The sequence below is a fragment of the Mycobacterium sp. genome, assembly GCF_035570115.1.
Taxonomy (GTDB): domain Bacteria; phylum Actinomycetota; class Actinomycetes; order Mycobacteriales; family Mycobacteriaceae; genus Mycobacterium.
Window position 1 is genome coordinate 1 of the sequence record NZ_DATMLH010000224.1, and the last position, 16,026, is coordinate 16,026.

The window sequence follows — 16,026 nt, forward strand, 5'->3', positions numbered from 1 at the left end:
TGGCGCGCTGAGGCTGCCGGAATGTTCTGCCAGCCAACCAAATATCCAGCCCGCACCGCCGGTAGCGAGCACGGTGGGCAGCACGGGCTCACCGGTCGCGCGCGCATCAGCGATATGGGAGAGGCCGAACGCAATCGCCTGCAGCAGCCGGCCACCGGCGACGCCGTAACCGCGCCCGGCGACGGCGGCCAGCGCGGCACGAAATGCCGCCTCCTCGCCCCACACCGTGCCCAGCGGTATCTGCAACGCCAGCCAGGTCGCCGCCGAGACGGGCAGTTCCCGTTCGGCCATCGAAAGCCGCACGGCCGGAACGGATGTCGTTGCCAAGATCCCGACCGCCGCCGCCGATCCGGCGGCCACGCCCAACCGGGAGCCCGCCCACAGCCGTGGCGGACGCAGGCCCAGCGGCGCCCTCGACACTCGGACCAGCAGCCCGGCAAGACCGGCCTGCAGGAGCAACCGGCCCCGGGCGGGTAGCCGGGGAGCGACAAAGCTCCAGCCGACCAGCGCGCCGGCCAGCCCAAGCGCCTGCACACGGCGAAAGTCATTGTGCTGCATCATTTGAGGGTGCTCAACGCGGCGCGAATACGCTCGGTGTCTGCTGGTGTCCAGCCGTCCGGCGGAGTTACCGCGGCCCAGCCGTCCAGGATGTCGTTGCTGTAGTTGTGCCCGTGCCCGCCGGGCACGCCCTCGGCGTTGGTCAGGTCGGCACTGACTTGCCAAAACGTGACGATCGGATACCAGCGCATCAACGCGGTGCGGTCCTGTCCGCGGGGTTCGATGAGCCAGTCGGGCCTGCCGAACAGCAGATCGGGTGTCCACCACACGACGGGGTCCGATGCGTGCTGGAGAAACAGCACGCGAGTGCCCACCCATGGCGGCCCCGCCACCCCGGTGATGTCCGCGGGGATGTTGGCTTCGGAGAACCGCACGGTCCGCCCGTTGTCGTAACGCGGCTCCACCTCCATGGTGCCGGGGTCGCGCCGCACGATCAGCGCATGCCACAGCGGACTTGCTTGCGGCGGCCCCACCCACAGCACCGCGTCGAAGCCCATCCGGCGGATGTCGGGCAGCCACCCGAAGGCGGCCTGGCCGGCCATCGAACCCAGGCTCTCGCCATAGAGCACCAATTTCGGGCGGTGGTCCGGCGGCAGTTGTTGCCAACGGTGGTGAACCGTGTCGATCAGCATTCGGCCGGAATCCATGGACTTCTGCCGGTCGGCCAGAAACGAGATCCAGCTCGGCAGGTAGGAGTACTGCAGACCGACGATCGCGGTGTCGCCGTTGTACATCATCTCCAGCGAGCTTGCCGCCACCGGGTCGATCCAGCCGGTTCCGGTGGTCGGCGCGATGACCAGCACTTTGCGGCTAAATGCGCCGGTGCGCTCCAGTTCTCCGAGGAGCACCGCCAACCGGCCTTGGTCGTCGGGGGCGGCATGCAGCCCGGCGTACACCCGGATGGGCTCCTTGGCGGGCCTGCCGTTGAGCCGGGACAGTTCGGCTGCATGCGGACCGCTGGCGACGAAGGCGCGGCCTTGGTATCCCAGCGACTCCCACGGCGCCAATGACGCTGAGCTGCCGGACTTTTCAGCAAATAGTGGTTGCGAGACGCCGGCAGGGGTGGCGGAGTCCCGCGGCTCGAAAACCGCATTGGCCCCTGCGAAGAATCCGCGGACCAAAATGCCGTCGAACAGCATGATCAGCAGCGCCACAACAATTGTCGTGCCGATGAACAGCGCCACCTCGTCGTGCAGGTGCCATCGCCTGATCAGCATCCGGGCCAGCAGCCTGACCGCGTCGATGAGCACCCGGAACGTGGACACCACCAGGGCGCCGACGGCGAGCGCAACGATCAGCGTGCGCAGGTAGCCCAGGGTCGTCGGGCCCTGGATGCCCATCAGTGCGGACACCTGCCGCTGCCAGGAGGCGGCGGGGATCAGCATCAGCACGCAAGCCGTCGGCGCGATCGCGACGACCGCGGCCTTCATCCAGAACAGCATCGGCGCCCGGGGTGGCCACCGGCGGGCATTCCGCAGCACCAGCCGGTAGGCGATCCTGCCGATCACCACGCCCAGGCCGTAGCCAAACGCTCCGTTGATCCCGCCGATCAGCCCCTGGAACACCCAGTCCCGTGGCAGCAGCGACGGTGTGAGGGAAAGACAGAAGAACAACGCACCGAACGCCACCCCGACGAATTTCAGGCGCAGCAGGCTCCACGCCCACACCACCAACGGATGCCGTTGGCGAGGTTCAGTATTCATCGCAGCAGTGCGGCCAGCACTCCCTCGGACGTGCTGCGCAACTCTGCCAGGGACACGGTGAACACACCCTGCACCTCCACAGCGTCCGAACCTTGGTCGACGACACCGATGCGCGTGACCGGCAGGCCCCGCGCTTCGCACATCGACCGGAAGCGACTCTCCTCGGTGCGCGGCACGGCTACCAGCACCCGGCCGGTCGACTCGGAGAACAACATGACAAACGGGTCGGTGTCCTCGGGAAGCACGATGCGACAACCTGTTTCGCCGGCCATCGCCGATTCCACCACGGCCTGCGCCAAGCCGCCTTCGGACAGATCGTGGGCCGCAGACACCAGTCCGTCGCGGGAGGCCGCGGTCAACACATCGGCCAACAGTCGCTCGCGAGCCAGGTCCACCACGGGCGGCAGCCCGCCCAGATGGTCGGCGGTGACCTGTGCCCATACCGATCCGTCGAATTCGTCACGGGTGTCGCCGAGCAGCATCAGCGTCTCGCCCGGCTCGGTACCCATCGCCGTCGGGATACGCCGGGCGACATCGTCGATCACGCCCAGTACGCCCACCACCGGGGTGGGCAGGATCGCCGTCGACCCGGTTTGGTTGTAGAAGCTGACGTTGCCGCCGGTCACCGGAATGCCCAGTGCCGCACAGCCGTCCGCCAAACCACGCACCGCCTGGGCGAATTGCCACATCACGCCGGGGTCTTCCGGCGAGCCGAAGTTCAGGCAGTTGGTCACCGCGACCGGGGTGGCGCCCGTGACGGCGACGTTGCGGAAGGCCTCGGCCAGCGCGAGTTGGGCGCCGGTGTAGGGGTCGAGCAACGTGTAGCGTCCCGACGCGTCGGTGGACAGCGCGATTCCGCGGCCGGTGGACTCGTCGACGCGCAGCACGCCGCCGTCGGCGTGTTCAGCCAGCACGGTGTTCCCGCGCACGTAGCGGTCGTACTGCTCAGTGATGAAGGCACGGCTGCACAGATGTGGACTGCCAAGCAGCGCAAGCAAAGTCGCGCGCAGCTCATCACCGGTGACTGGTCGGGGCAGGCTGCTCGCCCGGTCGGCGTTCAACGCATCCTGCGACTCCGGGCGAGCCACCGGACGCTGGTACACCGGGCCTTCGTGGGCCACCGTGCGTGGCGGCACGTCGACGACCGTCTCGCCGTGCCAGGTGATGCGCAACCGGTCACCGTCGGTGACCTCGCCGATCGTGGTGGCCAATACTTCCCACTTGCGGCAGACCTCAAGGAAAGCGTCCACATTCTCCGGAGCGACGACCGCGCACATCCGTTCCTGCGACTCGCTGCAAAGCACTTCGGCCGGGACCATGTTCTTGGTCCGCAGCGGAACGGTGTCCAGCTCGATCACCATACCGCCGTCCCCGGCAGAGGCTAACTCCGAAGTCGCACATGCTATCCCAGCTCCACCGAGATCCTGGATCCCGATCACCAGGCCGGCCGCATACAACTCCAGGCAGCATTCGATGAGCACCTTCTCCATGAACGGGTCACCGACTTGAACCGACGGAAGCTTTTTGCGACCCGACCCGGACTCGTCGCCGCCGAACGTCTCCGACGCCAGCACCGACACACCGCCGATGCCGTCGAGCCCGGTGCGCGCACCGAACAGGATGATCTTGTTGCCTGCGCCCGATGCGAAGGCCAGATGGAGGTCCTCCTGCCGGAGCACGCCCACGCACAGCGCATTGACCAACGGATTACCGGCGTAGCTGGCGTCGAACACGGTCTCGCCGCCGATGTTGGGCAAGCCCAATGAGTTGCCGTAGCCACCGATGCCGCGCACCACGCCGTCGAGCACGCGGCGGGTATCCGGGGCGTCGGCGGCGCCGAAACGCAGCTGGTCCATCACCGCCACCGGTCGCGCGCCCATCGCCATGATGTCGCGGACGATGCCGCCGACACCGGTGGCCGCGCCCTGGTAGGGCTCGACGTAGGACGGGTGGTTGTGCGATTCCACCTTGAAGGTGACCGCCCAGCCGTCGCCGATGTCGACGACGCCGGCGTTCTCCCCGATGCCGGCCAGCATCCCGGCCCGCATCTCGTCGGTGGTGGTCTCACCGAAGTACCGCAGGTGGACCTTGGACGACTTGTAGGAACAATGCTCGCTCCACATCACCGAGTACATCGCCAGCTCGGCATCGGTCGGGCGGCGGCCCAAGATGTCGCGGATCCGCTGATATTCGTCGTCTTTCAGACCCAGTTCGCGGAACGGTTGCGGCTGATCAGGGGTGGCCGCGGCCTGCTCGACGGTATCGACCGCTTGGGTAAGCCCAGACGTCACGCAGACAGTCTAGATTGGCGGCCCCGCGATCATCGACGACACGAGCCGCAGGGCCGGTTACTGCGAACCGGCTATGCAGAACGCGTTGCCGTCGGGGTCGGTCAGCACCACCCACCGGAAGTTGTCGCCGACGCTGTGCCGGCCGGCCTCGGTGGCGCCGGCGGCGGTAAGTCGCGAGACTTCAGCGTCGACATCAGCCGCACCGAAATCCAGGTGCACGCGGTTCTTCCCCGGCGTGGGATCGGCCACCTTCTGAAAACCGAGCCGCGGTCCCTCCGGCCGCATGACGGCGAAGAATTCGCCGGGGAGCATCTCCTGAACTTGGCCGTCGAACTGCTCAGCCCACCAACCGGCCAGCTTCGCGGGGTCGCTGCAGTCAAATGTGACCATCTCTACGTTGAGCGCCATACCTCCAACTGTATTACCGGCATTACGCACGTCCTATGACCTCCGAGGTAATTGCGGATCCGCAGGGGCGGGGACACGCTTGGGTCGACGCGCTGCGCCGAAGTGCCCGATCCGTGGAGGAATCATGACCGACATCCAATCCGCTGCTCCTGCAACGACTATCGACCAAGATGCGCCGATGTTCAGCGCCCAGCTGTGGGCCGCGTTCTGGGCGGCGCCCGATCTGTCCCGCGGGATGAACATCCTGGCCGACGACATCGTCGGCTACTGGCCCGGCGATCCCGAGCCGGTGCAGGGAGTCGAGGCGTACACCGAAAAGATCGCCGACCTGCTGGCCGCCGCTCCGGACCTGCGGCTCGAACTCATCGACAGCGCCACGGTTCCAGGGACGGCCGAGGGCGAACAGCTGATCTTCCTGCACTATGTGGGTCACGGGACCGGCCCGCAGGGTCCATTCGAGATCCGGGGGCTCGACCGGGTGCGCACCCGCAACGGCATGGTGGTGGAGAACGTGATCCGCTACGAGCCGGTCTTCGTCACGCAGCGCTGATCCAGCAGGTCAGCCGGGTGACAAGAACGCCCGCAGAGCGGCGGCGTAAGCGGCGACGTCACCGGCGCCCATGAGTTCCCGTGCGGAGTGCATGGCCAGCTGGGGAGCGCCGACGTCGACGGTCGGGATGCCGGTCCGGGCCGACGTCATCGGACCGATCGTCGAACCGCAGGGCAGGTCGGCGCGGTGTTCGTAACGCTGTAGCGGTACCCCGGCCTGCTGGCAGGCCAGCGCGAACGCCGCGGCGGTGCGACCGTCGGTGGCGTACCGCAGGTTCGGGTGCACCTTGAGCACCGGGCCACCGTTGATCGCGATGAGGTGGCCGGGCTCATGCCGCTCCGGGTAGTTGGGATGGGTGGCGTGCGCCATGTCCGCCGAGGCCACCATCGATCCGGCGAGCCGCCGTAGAAAGTCTTCCCGCCCGCCACCACCAGCGATCACGATGCGCTCCAGCGTGGTCACTAGCAGCTCGGAGTCAGCGCCGTGATCGGAGGTGGACCCGACCTCCTCGTGGTCAAACAGCGCCAGCACCGGCAGGTATTCGCCGGCCGGGGCGTCCAGAAACGCCTCCAGGCCCGCATAGCAGGATGCCTGGTTGTCCAGCCGCGGCGCGCTGACGAACTGGTCACCGAGGCCGGACAGCGTCGACGGGGCCAAATCGTGGGTCATCAGGTCGGCGCCGAGCACGTCCTCGGGATCGGTGCCGGCTTGCTCGGCAACGTAGCCGATGAACGACCGGGTTCGGCCGTCGGCTCCCCACACCGCGTTGACGTGGCGCTGCGGATCCAGCGTGAGCGACTTGCGGTCCTCGGCCAGGTGGATCGCCAACTGCGGCACGCGCAGGATCGCAGCGTCGATCCGCACCAGTCGGTGCGCGATGCCGTTGGGGGTTTGGCCGTCCCGCACCGACAGTCGCCCGCTGACGCCCAGATCACGGTCCAGCCAGGAGTTCAGCCAGGCACCGCCGTACGGCTCCAGCGCCACCACCTGCCAACCCGCGACCGCACGGTCGGGGTGTTGCTTGACCCGAAGATTAGGGCTGTCGGTATGCCCGCCGACGACCCGAAACGGCCGACCGCCGGTGTCAATCCCGCTGTCCCAGGCCACCAGCGACCCGGCGCGTACGGTGAAGAATTTGCCCGTCGAGGGCCACCCGTCAGTCTCAGCCAGCTCGGTGTAGCCGGCGGCGCGCAGCCTGGCGGCCACCGTGTCACAGACATGGAACGGCGACGGGGACGCGTCGATGAATTCGCACAACCCTCGCGCCGTGGCAGCCATGTCCTCATCTTTTCACCACGGGATTATCTGGAACCCGTGGGCACGTTAGGGTCGAACCCGTGCCCGCAGAGCCGTTAGCACCCTCGGCGCAGCCGCAACCGGTTCTCGCGCCCCTGACACCGGCCGCGATCTTCGTGGTGGTCAGCATCGACGAGGGCGGCGAGGAGACGGTGCACGATGCGCTGTCAGACATTTCCGGACTGGTGCGGGCAATCGGATTCCGCGATCCGACCAAACACTTGTCGGTGATCGCCTCGATCGGCTCGCAGGCCTGGGATCGGTTGTTCACCGGCCCACGGCCTGCCGGGCTGCATCCGTTCATCGAGTTGGAAGGCCCACGGCACGCCGCCCCGGCCACACCCGGCGATCTGTTGTTCCACATCCGGGCCGAGACCATGGATGTCTGTTTCGAGCTGGCCAATCGCATTCTCAAGTCGATGGCCGGCGCGGTGACCGTTGTCGACGAAGTGCACGGCTTCCGGTTCTTCGACAACCGCGATCTGCTGGGCTTCGTCGACGGGACCGAAAACCCGGGCGGTGCGCTGGCGGTCTCGGCCAGCGCCGTAGGCGACGAGGACCCGGATTTCGCCGGTTCATGCTATGTGCACGTGCAGAAGTACCTGCACGATATGGCGGCGTGGGAGTCACTGTCGGTCACCGAGCAGGAGCGGGTGATCGGCCGGACCAAGCTGGACGACATCGAGTTCGACGACGACGAGAAGCCGGCCAACGCGCACATCGCCCTCAACGTCATTGCCGACGACGACGGCACCGAGCTGAAGATCTTGCGGCACAACATGCCGTTCGGCGAACTCGGAAAAGGCGAATTCGGCACGTATTTCATCGGGTATTCGCGCGCGCCGGAGGTCACCGAACGGATGCTGCGCAACATGTTCCTTGGCGATCCCCCGGGTAACACCGATCGCATCCTGGACTTCTCGGTCGCGGTCACCGGCGGATTGTTCTTCTCCCCGACCATCGACTTCCTCGATGATCCACCGCCGCTGCCGAGTGCACAGGTCACGGCGCCGGCGGTGGTTACCCCGCCCACGGATGGCACAGCTGGCTCGTTGACGATCGGCAGTTTGAAAGGAATCCGGCAATGAACAACCTCTACCGCGATCTTGCGCCGATCACCGAAGAGGCTTGGACCGAAATCGAATTGGAGGCAACACGGACGTTCAAGCGGCACATCGCCGGACGCCGGGTCGTCGACGTGAGCGAGCCGGGAGGGCCGGTCACGGCGGCGATCAGCACCGGCCGTCTGCTCGACGTGAAGGCACCCACCGACGGCGTTATCGCTCAGCTGCGTGCCAGCAAACCACTTGTGCGGCTTCGGGTTCCATTTACGCTGTCTCGTGGCGAGATCGACGACGTGGAGCGCGGGTCGCAGGACTCTGACTGGGATCCGGTCAAGGCTGCCGCCAAGAAGCTGGCGTTCGTCGAAGACCGGGCCATCTTCGAAGGTTACGAAGCCGCCTCGATCGAGGGCGTCCGTAGCTGTAGCACCAACCCGGCGCTCAAACTGCCCAAGGATGTGCGCGGCTTTCCGGACGTCATCTCGCAGGCCTTGTCCGCACTGCGACTGTCCGGTGTCGACGGACCGTACACGGTGCTGCTGTCCGCCGACGCCTACACCAAAGTCAGCGAGACCACCGAACACGGCTATCCGATCCGCGAGCACATCCGTCGGCTGATTGACGGCGACATCATCTGGGCGCCCGCCATCGACGGGGCATTCGTGCTGACTACCCGCGGCGGTGACTTCGACCTGCAGCTTGGCACCGACGTGTCGATCGGATACCTCACTCACGACGCCGACACCGTGCAGCTTTACCTGCAGGAGACGCTGACGTTCCTGTGCTACACGGCCGAGGCGTCGGTCGCGCTCAGCCTGTAGCTGACCGAGTCGAATCCGGTCTGGGAGTTACGCCATGGGACATAAGGCAACGGTGGAACTCGTGCTCGACTGTGCAGAGCCGCAGACGCTCGCTAAGTTCTGGCGCGACGCGCTCGACTATCGCGAGTACTACATGGGCGCGAACCTGGCTGTGCTCGTTCCCAGGGAGGGGATCGCTGCACCGCTTCTCCTTCAAGGGGTGCCCGAACCCAAAGCGGGCAAGAACCGCATGCACGTCGACATTGTGGTCGACGACATCGAGACCGAGGTCCACCGACTGCAGGCACTCGGCGCTCATCGCATCGACCAAGGTGTGCAGAGCTTCGGGGGAACTCGATGGGTCAGGATGTCGGACCCCGAGCAGAATGAGTTCTGCGTCTCCACCGGCGTGCAGTGGTAAGTCCTCACACCGCGAATTTGGATGCCGTGCGAAGGGACCTAGGTCAGCGGTTCACCGCCGTCCACCTTCAAGGTCACGCCGGTCAGGAAAGTGTTGGTCATCGCGAACAGCACGGCGCCGGCAATGTCGTCCGGCGTTCCGATACGACGCGCCGGATTGCGGGAACTGATGTGTTCGAAATAGTCACGCTTGCCTTCTGCACCAAGCGAATCCCAGGCGCCGGTGTCGATGACACCCGGCGCGATGGCGTTGACCCGTAGCGGGGCGAGTTCGACCGCGAGCCATCGGGTGAGGAAATCCACGGCACCGTTCGTGATGCCGACGCCCAGATAGCCGACGTTGAGCTTGAAGGCATGCACACCGGAGAACAAGACGAACGAGCCACCGGGGTTGATCTGTCCCGCAAGGTATTTAGCGAGCATGGTAGGACCGATGACCTTGGTGTCGAACGACATCCGCAGATTCTCGCGCTGCAGGTCTGCTAATTTTCCGCGCGCACGTGCCGATGCGGTCGACACCACATGGTCGACGGGCCCCAGTCGGTCGGCGAGCGCGGCGATCGATGCGTCGTCGGTAATGTCCACGACCTCGGCGCTGATCCCGGGATCGGCGGTGTCAGCATAGGCATCGGCCAGTTTGGTTTTGTCTCGTCCGGCGACGACAACTCGCGCACCCTCTGATCGCGCCAGCAGCGTCACCGCACGCGCGATTCCACTACCGCGGCCTACCACTAGGACTGTCTTATCCCGCAACGCGCTACCCATCGACAGCTACTCCTTTGGCCTGCTTGCCGGGAATGGGTCAGTTGACCCAGAATATGCATAACCCGCGGTGCGGGTCAACGCGTGGCTCAGTTTCATGTGTCGACACGAGTGTCTTGTGCCGCAGTTGCGGCAGGGGCATAATGGGATGTATAACCCAAAACAGGAGGAACCATCCATGCCGACTGTTCATCACCGCTACCTCACCGTCGACGGCCACCAACTCTTCTTCCGGGAAGCCGGCGACCCGCACGCGCCCGCACTGGTGCTCTTGCACGGCTTTCCGACCAGTTCGTATATGTTCCGGGGCTTGGTTCCCGCGCTCGCCGACCGCTACCACGTGATCGCGCCAGATCATTTGGGATTCGGCCTTTCTGACGCACCATCGGTGCAGCAGTTCGACTACACGTTCGATGCGCTCACCGCGTTGACGCAAGGCCTGTTACGCGCACTGAATGTCGACCGGTACGCGATGTACGTGCAGGATTACGGAGCTCCGATCGGGTGGCGGCTGGCGCTGCATGACCCCGCCGCGATTACGGCGATCATCAGCCAGAACGGTAACGCTTACGACGCGGGCTTTGTGGAAAGCTTCTGGAAGGTCGTCACCGCCTATCAGACTGAGCAGACAGCCGAGACCGAAGGCGCGGTAAGGCAATTCCTCACCTTGGACGCCACCCGCTGGCAATACGTCACCGGGGTGCCGGACGAGACGCTGGTCAATCCGGAATCCTGGTATCACGACTATGCGCTGATATCCCGGCCGGGAAATGACGACGTGCAACTCAAACTGTTGCGTGATTACGCGAGCAACTCGCCGCTCTACCCACGCGTGCAGGACTACTTCCGCGCCACCAAAGTGCCGCTGTTGGCGGCGTGGGGTCGCGGCGACGAAATATTCGGTCCGGCCGGTGCGCAAGCTTTCACCGAGGACTTGCCCGATGCCGAAATCCATCTGCTCGAGGGCGGGCATTTCTTGCTGGAGTCGGCGCTGGACGAGGTGACCGGGCTGATCCGCTCCTTCCTCGCCAAAGTGCTCCCCGCCACCTGAGGACACACGGCGCAATCATATGGGTTGAACGTCCCATAATCGGCGGTGTATGCGCGTTAACCTGACGCTATGGTCCATGCCGAGCTGCGCGACGACCGGCGCTTAACCGCCAAGGGTCGCGCTACCCGCGACCGGATCGTGCAGGTCGCCGCCGAGCTGATCCTCAGTGACGGCCTCTCGGCGTTGAACATGGACGCTCTGCGCAAGGCCGCGTCGGTAAGCGGCTCGCAACTCGCCCACTATTTCACCGACAAGCGGGCGCTGATTCGTGCGGTTGTCGCGCACCAGATCAACGTGGTGCTCGACTTTCATCGCCAGCCCAAGCTTGGGGCGCTCGACACGTTCGACGACTTCGAGCACTGGATCGATCTGAACATGCGTTACCTGAGACAAATCGGCTACTCCGGCACGCCCACATATCACGCGCTGGCCGGACAACTCGGAAAGTCCGACACCGCAACACGCGAGACGCTGGCGGCGGGCTACTGGCAGTGGATCGAACTGTTGGAGCAGGCGATCCAACGCATGAAAGATCACCGCGTTCTGGGCGCGCACGCCGACCCGCGAGAGTTGGCTTTGGTCATCGTCGGCGCCCACCAGGGCGGCGCCATGTTGAGCTTCACCTATCGGGCGGAGTGGCCGCACGCCGACGCCCTGCGTTTTGCGGTCAACTACTTGCGCACGTTCGCCACCGACCCCGCCGAACGGGTCGCCCGCCCACCCCGGCGTCCCCGCGGCCGACGCAAGGCCGCCCAACCTGCCTGACAGAGCCGAAAGGGGGCGGCAACGTGTCCGACGACGCCACATCGCCGTTTACCCGCAAGGGACGTGCGACTCGGGCGCGCATCGTCAAGGTCGCCGCAAAGCTGATGTTCCAGCGTGGCGTTGCCGGCACCAGCATCGACCAGGTGCGCAACACCGCGGAAGTCAGCGGGTCGCAGATCTCGCACTATTTCTCTGACAAACGCGATCTGACCCGTCAGGTAATCGCCGCACGCTGTACCGACGTCCAGGAGTTTCACACCCAGCCGCGATTCGGCGGCTTCGACAGCCTCGAAGCGCTGCAAGCATGGGCGGACGCCAACATCGCCGACGTCGACGCGGTGTACCGACAAGGTGGCTGCATCTACGGTTCGCTCGCAGGAGAGTTGACCGAAGCCGACCCCGAAGTCCACGACGATCTCGCCGCCGGCTACGACCGCTGGCTCGAGCTGCTATGCGCTGGGCTCACAGCGATGCGCAGCCGCGGCGATCTGCGTCCCGACGCCGACCCGCGACACCTCGCGGTCTCGCTGGTCACCGCCCATCAGGGCGGCGCCATGCTCACTTATACGATGGACGACCCGGAACCGCTGCGCGCAGCGCTGAATTCCGCTGTCGAATACGTGCGTTCGTTTGCACCGGCACCCACACGCCGCAGATCCCCGGCCCGGTCTTCTCGACGCAAGCCCAAGAGCTGAGCCACATAGACAAATTTGGGTTATATAGCCCATAATAATGGGCAGCGTGTCCCAGTACGGCGTGGAGAAGGAGACCCACAGTGTCCGTTGCAGAGCCTGCGTCACCGTCGGGCACCGGCCTGCCCTCCGCGCCCGCGGTGGTACGCGAAAGCGCGGGCGGAGAAACCATGCGGGCGATCGTGTTAGAGAAGTTCGGCGGACTCGACAGCCTGGTCTACACCGACATCCCCAAACCGCTACCCAAGGACGGCGAGGTCGTCATCAAAGTCCGCGGCTTCGGCATCAACCACGCCGAGCTGCATATGCGCCGCGGCGAATGGGCAGAAGCCGCCGAAGTCAGCGGCATCGAATGCGTCGGGATCGCCGACTCCTGTCCGGGCGGAGAGTTCCCGGTCGGAGCCAAGGTGGCAGCGCTGATGGGCGGCCTGGGCCGAACCATCAACGGCAGCTATGCCGAATACACCCGCGTGCGGGCCGCCAACGTTGCCCTCATCGAATCCGAACTGCCCTGGTCGCAGCTGGCCGCGCTGCCGGAAACCTACGCGACCGCCTGGACGTGCCTGTTCCGCAACCTCAAACTGTCGACGGGACAAACCGTCGTAATCCGCGGCGCGACTTCATCGTTCGGCCAGGCCGCGGTCAAGATGGCGGTCGCGGCCGGTGCACGCGTGATAGCCACCGCACGCAGGCGCGAGCGTTTCGGCATGCTGGAGGCGCTCGGCGCCGCGCGGGTGGAGCTGGAATCGCGAACACTGGCTGCCAGCATCGCGGAAGCCAAACAGATCGATGCGGTGCTCGACTTGGTCGGCAACAGCACGATCTTGGACTCGCTGGACATGCTTCGTCGCGACGGCACCGCCTGCCTGGCTGGATGGCTGGGCGGCCTGGACCCGATCGGCGACTTCAACCCGCTGCTGCGCATGGCCAGCGGGGTGAACTGGTCCTTCTTCGGTAGCTTTGTGTTTGGCAGCCCCGGGTTCCCGCTGTCCGACGTTCCGCTGCAAGACATCGCAGCGCAGGTGGCCGCGGGGCGACTCGAAGCGGCACCGGAACGCGTCTTCTCCTTCGACCAGATCCGCGAAGCGCACCGCGTCATGGAAGCCGGTGAAGCCGGCGGCAAAATGGTCGTCGTCATGGAATGAGCTCAGCCACGAGAACCGCGTCGTATCGGATGATAGAACGATGACTGTTGCTCCAGCTGTTCTGGTGTTCGACGTGAACGAAACGCTCATCGATATCGAAGCCATGGCACCACTTTTCGAGCAAATCTTCGGTGATCCGCGGGTCATGCGGGAGTGGTTCAACCAGCTCGTCATGTACTCGATGACGGCAACGCTGTCGGGGCGCTACATCGACTACTTCACCCTGGGCCAGGGGCTGCTGCCGATGCTCGCGGACATCCACGGCGTGCAGATCACCGATGACGACCTGCGAAGCGTGAAACACGGCATGCTGACGATGCCGGCCCACCCGGACGTGGCAGACGCGCTGACCATGCTGCGCGACAACGGCTTTCGCCTCGTGACGCTGACGAATTCGCCACCCAACCCCGACGGGCCGAGTCCGCTCGAACACGCCCGGCTGGCACACTTCTTCGAGCGAACTTTCAGTGTCGAGGCATGCCGCGCGTTTAAACCCGTCCCGACCGTGTACCGGTACGTATGCGAGGAACTCACGGTCGCTCCCGAAGACTGCATGATGGTCGCCGCCCACGTCTGGGACACCGTCGGCGCGCAATGTGCCGGATTGAGCGGTGCACTGATCACCCGCCCCGGCAATGCACCGCTACCGATCCCCGATCTGCCACAGCCGGCGCTCGTCGCGCGTGATCTGCGCGAGTTCGCGCAGCAACTTTGCGCGTCGTGATCCTGACGCTTCGGCCAACCTCACAAACCCGGCGCACCAGACGTCTACCAAGTAGATAGCACTAGCGACGACTTCCAGGAGCCCTCATGTCCACCGCAGCCCCCACGACTTCGACTCGACACGTCGTCGTCGACTCACCAATCGGACCGTTGACACTGGTGCGCGACGACGAAGGTCTGACCGGCCTGTATTACCCGGGCCACTGGACCCGCCCGGACCGCAACTCGTTCGGGCCGCGAGTCGCAGCGAGCGACGATCACGGCTTCGATGAGGCCGTCATCCAGCTCCGCGAGTACTTCGCCGGCGAGCGCGAGGATTTCGATCTGCCGCTCAACCCGCGCGGCAGCGACACGGCACGCCAGGTCTGGCGGCTACTCGCTGAAATCCCGTACGGCCAGACCACCACCTACGGTGAGTTGGCACGCAAAGTTGGTGCCGGCGTCGACCCGCGCGACATCGGCGGATTTGTCGGCGACAATCCGCTGTCGATCCTCATCGCCTGCCATCGAGTGGTCGGATCCACCGGGAAACTCACCGGATACGCCGGCGGCCTGGACCGCAAGCGATACTTGCTCGAACTGGAGAATGCGATACCGGCCTCACCGCAAACGCTGTGGTAGCGGCCACGCGATCAACCAACGGGATGAAGCCGCCATTCGAGCAGGTCGTCGCGCAGCACGGTGCCACCGTGTTGCGGGTGGTCCGCGCGGTCCTCGGCCACGCCGATGCTGACGACGCCTGGTCCGACACCTTCCTGGCGGCGATGAAGGCCTACCCCGAGCTACCGGCCGACGCGAACCTCGAGGCGTGGCTGGTCACCATCGCGCACCGCAAGACGATCGATATCCATCGCGCCACATCACGGCGGGCGATACCGATCCCGGACACGCCGGAGACGCCGTCGCCCGATCACGCCAACGGATGTCACCGGGACCTGACCGAGGCGGTTGCGGCGTTGCCCACCAAACAACGTCAGGCGGTGGCCTACCACTACCTGGCCGGCCTGCCCTATGCCGAAATCGCCGCGCTACTCGACAGCAGCGCCGCGGCCGCCCGGCGCGCAGCCGCCGACGGCATCGCCACGCTACGACGCACCTACGCGCACAACCGTGTTGACCCATCGCCCAAAACGGAGTCCACCAATGACCGCAATTGACCTCGCCGCGCTCTACCCGGTCGATGACGACGACATCGCCCGCCTGCACGCCCGGCTGGCAGCGACCGCCGACAACGACAACCTTCTCGACGTCGCCTACCGGACGGTCGACTCTCCTGTCGGCTCGCTGCTGATCGCCGCGACACCAATGGGGCTGGTGCGCGTGGCGTTCAGCAGCGAAGGACATGACGGGGTGTTGCAGAACCTTTCCGACCGCATCAGTTCCCGATTGCTGCACGCCCCCAAGCGGTTGGATGGCATCGCGAGCCAACTGGCAGAGTACTTTTCCGGGCGCCGCCACACCTTCGATGTCCCGCTGGATTGGCAGCTCTCCAAAGGATTTCGGCGAGTGGTTCTGAGCCACCTTGCGGTCGACATCGGCTACGGCACCACCGCCAGCTACGGCACCCTGGCGCGACTCTCAGGTTCGCCTAAGGCCGTTCGCGCCGTCGGGACGACCTGCGCAACGAATCCCATCCCGGTGGTGGTGCCTTGCCATCGGGTCGTCCGCGCCGACGGCACCTTGGGCGGCTACCGCGGTGGGCCAGCCGCCAAACGGACCCTGCTCAATCTCGAGGGTGCCGGGGATTAAACGCCGGCGGCCATCCGTTTGCACCGGTGGATGTCCCCCGTCTATCCGAAGG

The 16,026-nt window shown here is 65.6% G+C and carries 18 protein-coding genes; 12 read left to right on the top strand and 6 right to left on the bottom strand.

Annotated elements, in window-relative coordinates:
* The 4 genes from VNW74_RS19890 to VNW74_RS19905 form a co-directional block, all read right to left on the bottom strand.
* Window positions 1-558: type II CAAX prenyl endopeptidase Rce1 family protein (locus VNW74_RS19890; RefSeq protein ID WP_325679928.1), on the bottom strand; the 558-nt coding region annotated here is incomplete at its 3' end.
* Window positions 558-2,261, bottom strand: a complete 1,704-nt coding sequence (locus VNW74_RS19895; RefSeq protein ID WP_325679930.1) for an alpha/beta hydrolase — start codon at window positions 2,259-2,261, stop codon at window positions 558-560. The genes VNW74_RS19890 and VNW74_RS19895, both read right to left, overlap by 1 nt.
* A complete protein-coding gene (gene purL, locus VNW74_RS19900) occupies window positions 2,258-4,552 on the bottom strand; it encodes a phosphoribosylformylglycinamidine synthase subunit PurL (protein ID WP_325679932.1) in 2,295 nt (764 codons plus the stop codon). The genes VNW74_RS19895 and purL overlap by 4 nt, the downstream gene beginning before the upstream one ends.
* 57 nt (window positions 4,553-4,609) lie before the next feature.
* Complete coding sequence (locus VNW74_RS19905) at window positions 4,610-4,960, bottom strand: VOC family protein (protein ID WP_325679934.1); 351 nt, start codon at window positions 4,958-4,960, stop codon at window positions 4,610-4,612.
* Between the two features lie 124 nt (window positions 4,961-5,084).
* On the opposite strand from VNW74_RS19905, the gene VNW74_RS19910 reads away from it, so the two are divergent.
* On the top strand, window positions 5,085-5,510 hold the full coding sequence (locus VNW74_RS19910; RefSeq protein ID WP_325679936.1) for a nuclear transport factor 2 family protein: 426 nt from the start codon (window positions 5,085-5,087) through the stop codon (window positions 5,508-5,510).
* A gap of 9 nt (window positions 5,511-5,519) precedes the next feature.
* On the opposite strand, the gene VNW74_RS19915 is transcribed toward VNW74_RS19910, so the two are convergent.
* Window positions 5,520-6,788 carry a M18 family aminopeptidase gene (locus tag VNW74_RS19915; RefSeq protein WP_325679938.1) on the bottom strand — a complete coding sequence of 423 codons (1,269 nt, stop codon included), beginning with the start codon at window positions 6,786-6,788 and terminating at the stop codon, window positions 5,520-5,522.
* Between the two features lie 59 nt (window positions 6,789-6,847).
* On the opposite strand from VNW74_RS19915, the gene VNW74_RS19920 reads away from it, so the two are divergent.
* The 3 genes from VNW74_RS19920 to VNW74_RS19930 are packed head-to-tail and all read left to right on the top strand — an operon-like array spanning window position 6,848 to window position 9,088.
* Window positions 6,848-7,894 carry a Dyp-type peroxidase gene (locus tag VNW74_RS19920; RefSeq protein WP_325679940.1) on the top strand — a complete coding sequence of 349 codons (1,047 nt, stop codon included), beginning with the start codon at window positions 6,848-6,850 and terminating at the stop codon, window positions 7,892-7,894.
* Window positions 7,891-8,688: a family 1 encapsulin nanocompartment shell protein gene (locus tag VNW74_RS19925; RefSeq protein WP_325679942.1), complete on the top strand. Its 798-nt coding sequence runs from the start codon at window positions 7,891-7,893 to the stop codon at window positions 8,686-8,688. The genes VNW74_RS19920 and VNW74_RS19925 overlap by 4 nt, the downstream gene beginning before the upstream one ends.
* A 34-nt stretch (window positions 8,689-8,722) precedes the next feature.
* Window positions 8,723-9,088, top strand: a complete 366-nt coding sequence (locus VNW74_RS19930) for a VOC family protein (RefSeq protein WP_325679944.1) — start codon at window positions 8,723-8,725, stop codon at window positions 9,086-9,088.
* Window positions 9,089-9,126: 38 nt separating this feature from the next.
* Here the strand turns inward: VNW74_RS19930 and VNW74_RS19935 are convergent, their stop codons facing one another.
* Window positions 9,127-9,852: an SDR family oxidoreductase gene (locus tag VNW74_RS19935; protein WP_325679946.1), complete on the bottom strand. Its 726-nt coding sequence runs from the start codon at window positions 9,850-9,852 to the stop codon at window positions 9,127-9,129.
* 175 nt (window positions 9,853-10,027) lie between these two features.
* On the opposite strand from VNW74_RS19935, the gene VNW74_RS19940 reads away from it, so the two are divergent.
* From VNW74_RS19940 to VNW74_RS19975, 8 genes are all read left to right on the top strand, one after another.
* Window positions 10,028-10,900, top strand: a complete 873-nt coding sequence (locus VNW74_RS19940; RefSeq protein WP_325679948.1) for an alpha/beta hydrolase — start codon at window positions 10,028-10,030, stop codon at window positions 10,898-10,900.
* Window positions 10,901-10,969: 69 nt separating this feature from the next.
* Complete coding sequence (locus VNW74_RS19945) at window positions 10,970-11,665, top strand: TetR/AcrR family transcriptional regulator (RefSeq protein ID WP_325679950.1); 696 nt, start codon at window positions 10,970-10,972, stop codon at window positions 11,663-11,665.
* Window positions 11,666-11,688: 23 nt separating this feature from the next.
* Window positions 11,689-12,360: a TetR/AcrR family transcriptional regulator gene (locus tag VNW74_RS19950; RefSeq protein WP_325679952.1), complete on the top strand. Its 672-nt coding sequence runs from the start codon at window positions 11,689-11,691 to the stop codon at window positions 12,358-12,360.
* A 167-nt stretch (window positions 12,361-12,527) separates the two neighbouring features.
* Window positions 12,528-13,502, top strand: a complete 975-nt coding sequence (locus VNW74_RS19955; RefSeq protein ID WP_325680058.1) for a zinc-binding alcohol dehydrogenase family protein — start codon at window positions 12,528-12,530, stop codon at window positions 13,500-13,502.
* Window positions 13,503-13,542: 40 nt separating this feature from the next.
* Window positions 13,543-14,226, top strand: a complete 684-nt coding sequence (locus VNW74_RS19960; protein WP_325679954.1) for a haloacid dehalogenase type II — start codon at window positions 13,543-13,545, stop codon at window positions 14,224-14,226.
* Window positions 14,227-14,312: 86 nt separating this feature from the next.
* Window positions 14,313-14,846 (top strand): methylated-DNA--[protein]-cysteine S-methyltransferase, encoded by a 534-nt coding sequence (locus VNW74_RS19965; RefSeq protein WP_325679955.1) that lies wholly within the window; start codon window positions 14,313-14,315, stop codon window positions 14,844-14,846.
* A 23-nt stretch (window positions 14,847-14,869) separates the two neighbouring features.
* Window positions 14,870-15,382 carry an RNA polymerase sigma factor gene (locus VNW74_RS19970; protein WP_325679957.1) on the top strand — a complete coding sequence of 171 codons (513 nt, stop codon included), beginning with the start codon at window positions 14,870-14,872 and terminating at the stop codon, window positions 15,380-15,382.
* A complete protein-coding gene (locus tag VNW74_RS19975; protein ID WP_325679959.1) occupies window positions 15,369-15,974 on the top strand; it encodes a methylated-DNA--[protein]-cysteine S-methyltransferase in 606 nt (201 codons plus the stop codon). The genes VNW74_RS19970 and VNW74_RS19975 overlap by 14 nt, the downstream gene beginning before the upstream one ends.
* Window positions 15,975-16,026 lie beyond the last annotated feature (52 nt).

Bases quoted from the DNA above. Each gene is read 5' to 3' on its own strand.
- VNW74_RS19895 (WP_325679930.1), bottom strand. From the start codon at position 2,261: ATGAATACTGAACCTCGCCAACGGCATCCGTTGGTGGTGTGGGCGTGG.
- VNW74_RS19905 (WP_325679934.1), bottom strand. From the start codon at position 4,960: ATGGCGCTCAACGTAGAGATGGTCACATTTGACTGCAGCGACCCCGCG.
- VNW74_RS19910 (WP_325679936.1), top strand. From the start codon at position 5,085: ATGACCGACATCCAATCCGCTGCTCCTGCAACGACTATCGACCAAGAT.
- VNW74_RS19915 (WP_325679938.1), bottom strand. From the start codon at position 6,788: ATGGCTGCCACGGCGCGAGGGTTGTGCGAATTCATCGACGCGTCCCCG.
- VNW74_RS19925 (WP_325679942.1), top strand. From the start codon at position 7,891: ATGAACAACCTCTACCGCGATCTTGCGCCGATCACCGAAGAGGCTTGG.
- VNW74_RS19930 (WP_325679944.1), top strand. From the start codon at position 8,723: ATGGGACATAAGGCAACGGTGGAACTCGTGCTCGACTGTGCAGAGCCG.
- VNW74_RS19935 (WP_325679946.1), bottom strand. From the start codon at position 9,852: ATGGGTAGCGCGTTGCGGGATAAGACAGTCCTAGTGGTAGGCCGCGGT.
- VNW74_RS19940 (WP_325679948.1), top strand. From the start codon at position 10,028: ATGCCGACTGTTCATCACCGCTACCTCACCGTCGACGGCCACCAACTC.
- VNW74_RS19945 (WP_325679950.1), top strand. From the start codon at position 10,970: ATGGTCCATGCCGAGCTGCGCGACGACCGGCGCTTAACCGCCAAGGGT.
- VNW74_RS19955 (WP_325680058.1), top strand. From the start codon at position 12,528: ATGCGGGCGATCGTGTTAGAGAAGTTCGGCGGACTCGACAGCCTGGTC.
- VNW74_RS19960 (WP_325679954.1), top strand. From the start codon at position 13,543: ATGACTGTTGCTCCAGCTGTTCTGGTGTTCGACGTGAACGAAACGCTC.
- VNW74_RS19965 (WP_325679955.1), top strand. From the start codon at position 14,313: ATGTCCACCGCAGCCCCCACGACTTCGACTCGACACGTCGTCGTCGAC.
- VNW74_RS19970 (WP_325679957.1), top strand. From the start codon at position 14,870: ATGAAGCCGCCATTCGAGCAGGTCGTCGCGCAGCACGGTGCCACCGTG.
- VNW74_RS19975 (WP_325679959.1), top strand. From the start codon at position 15,369: ATGACCGCAATTGACCTCGCCGCGCTCTACCCGGTCGATGACGACGAC.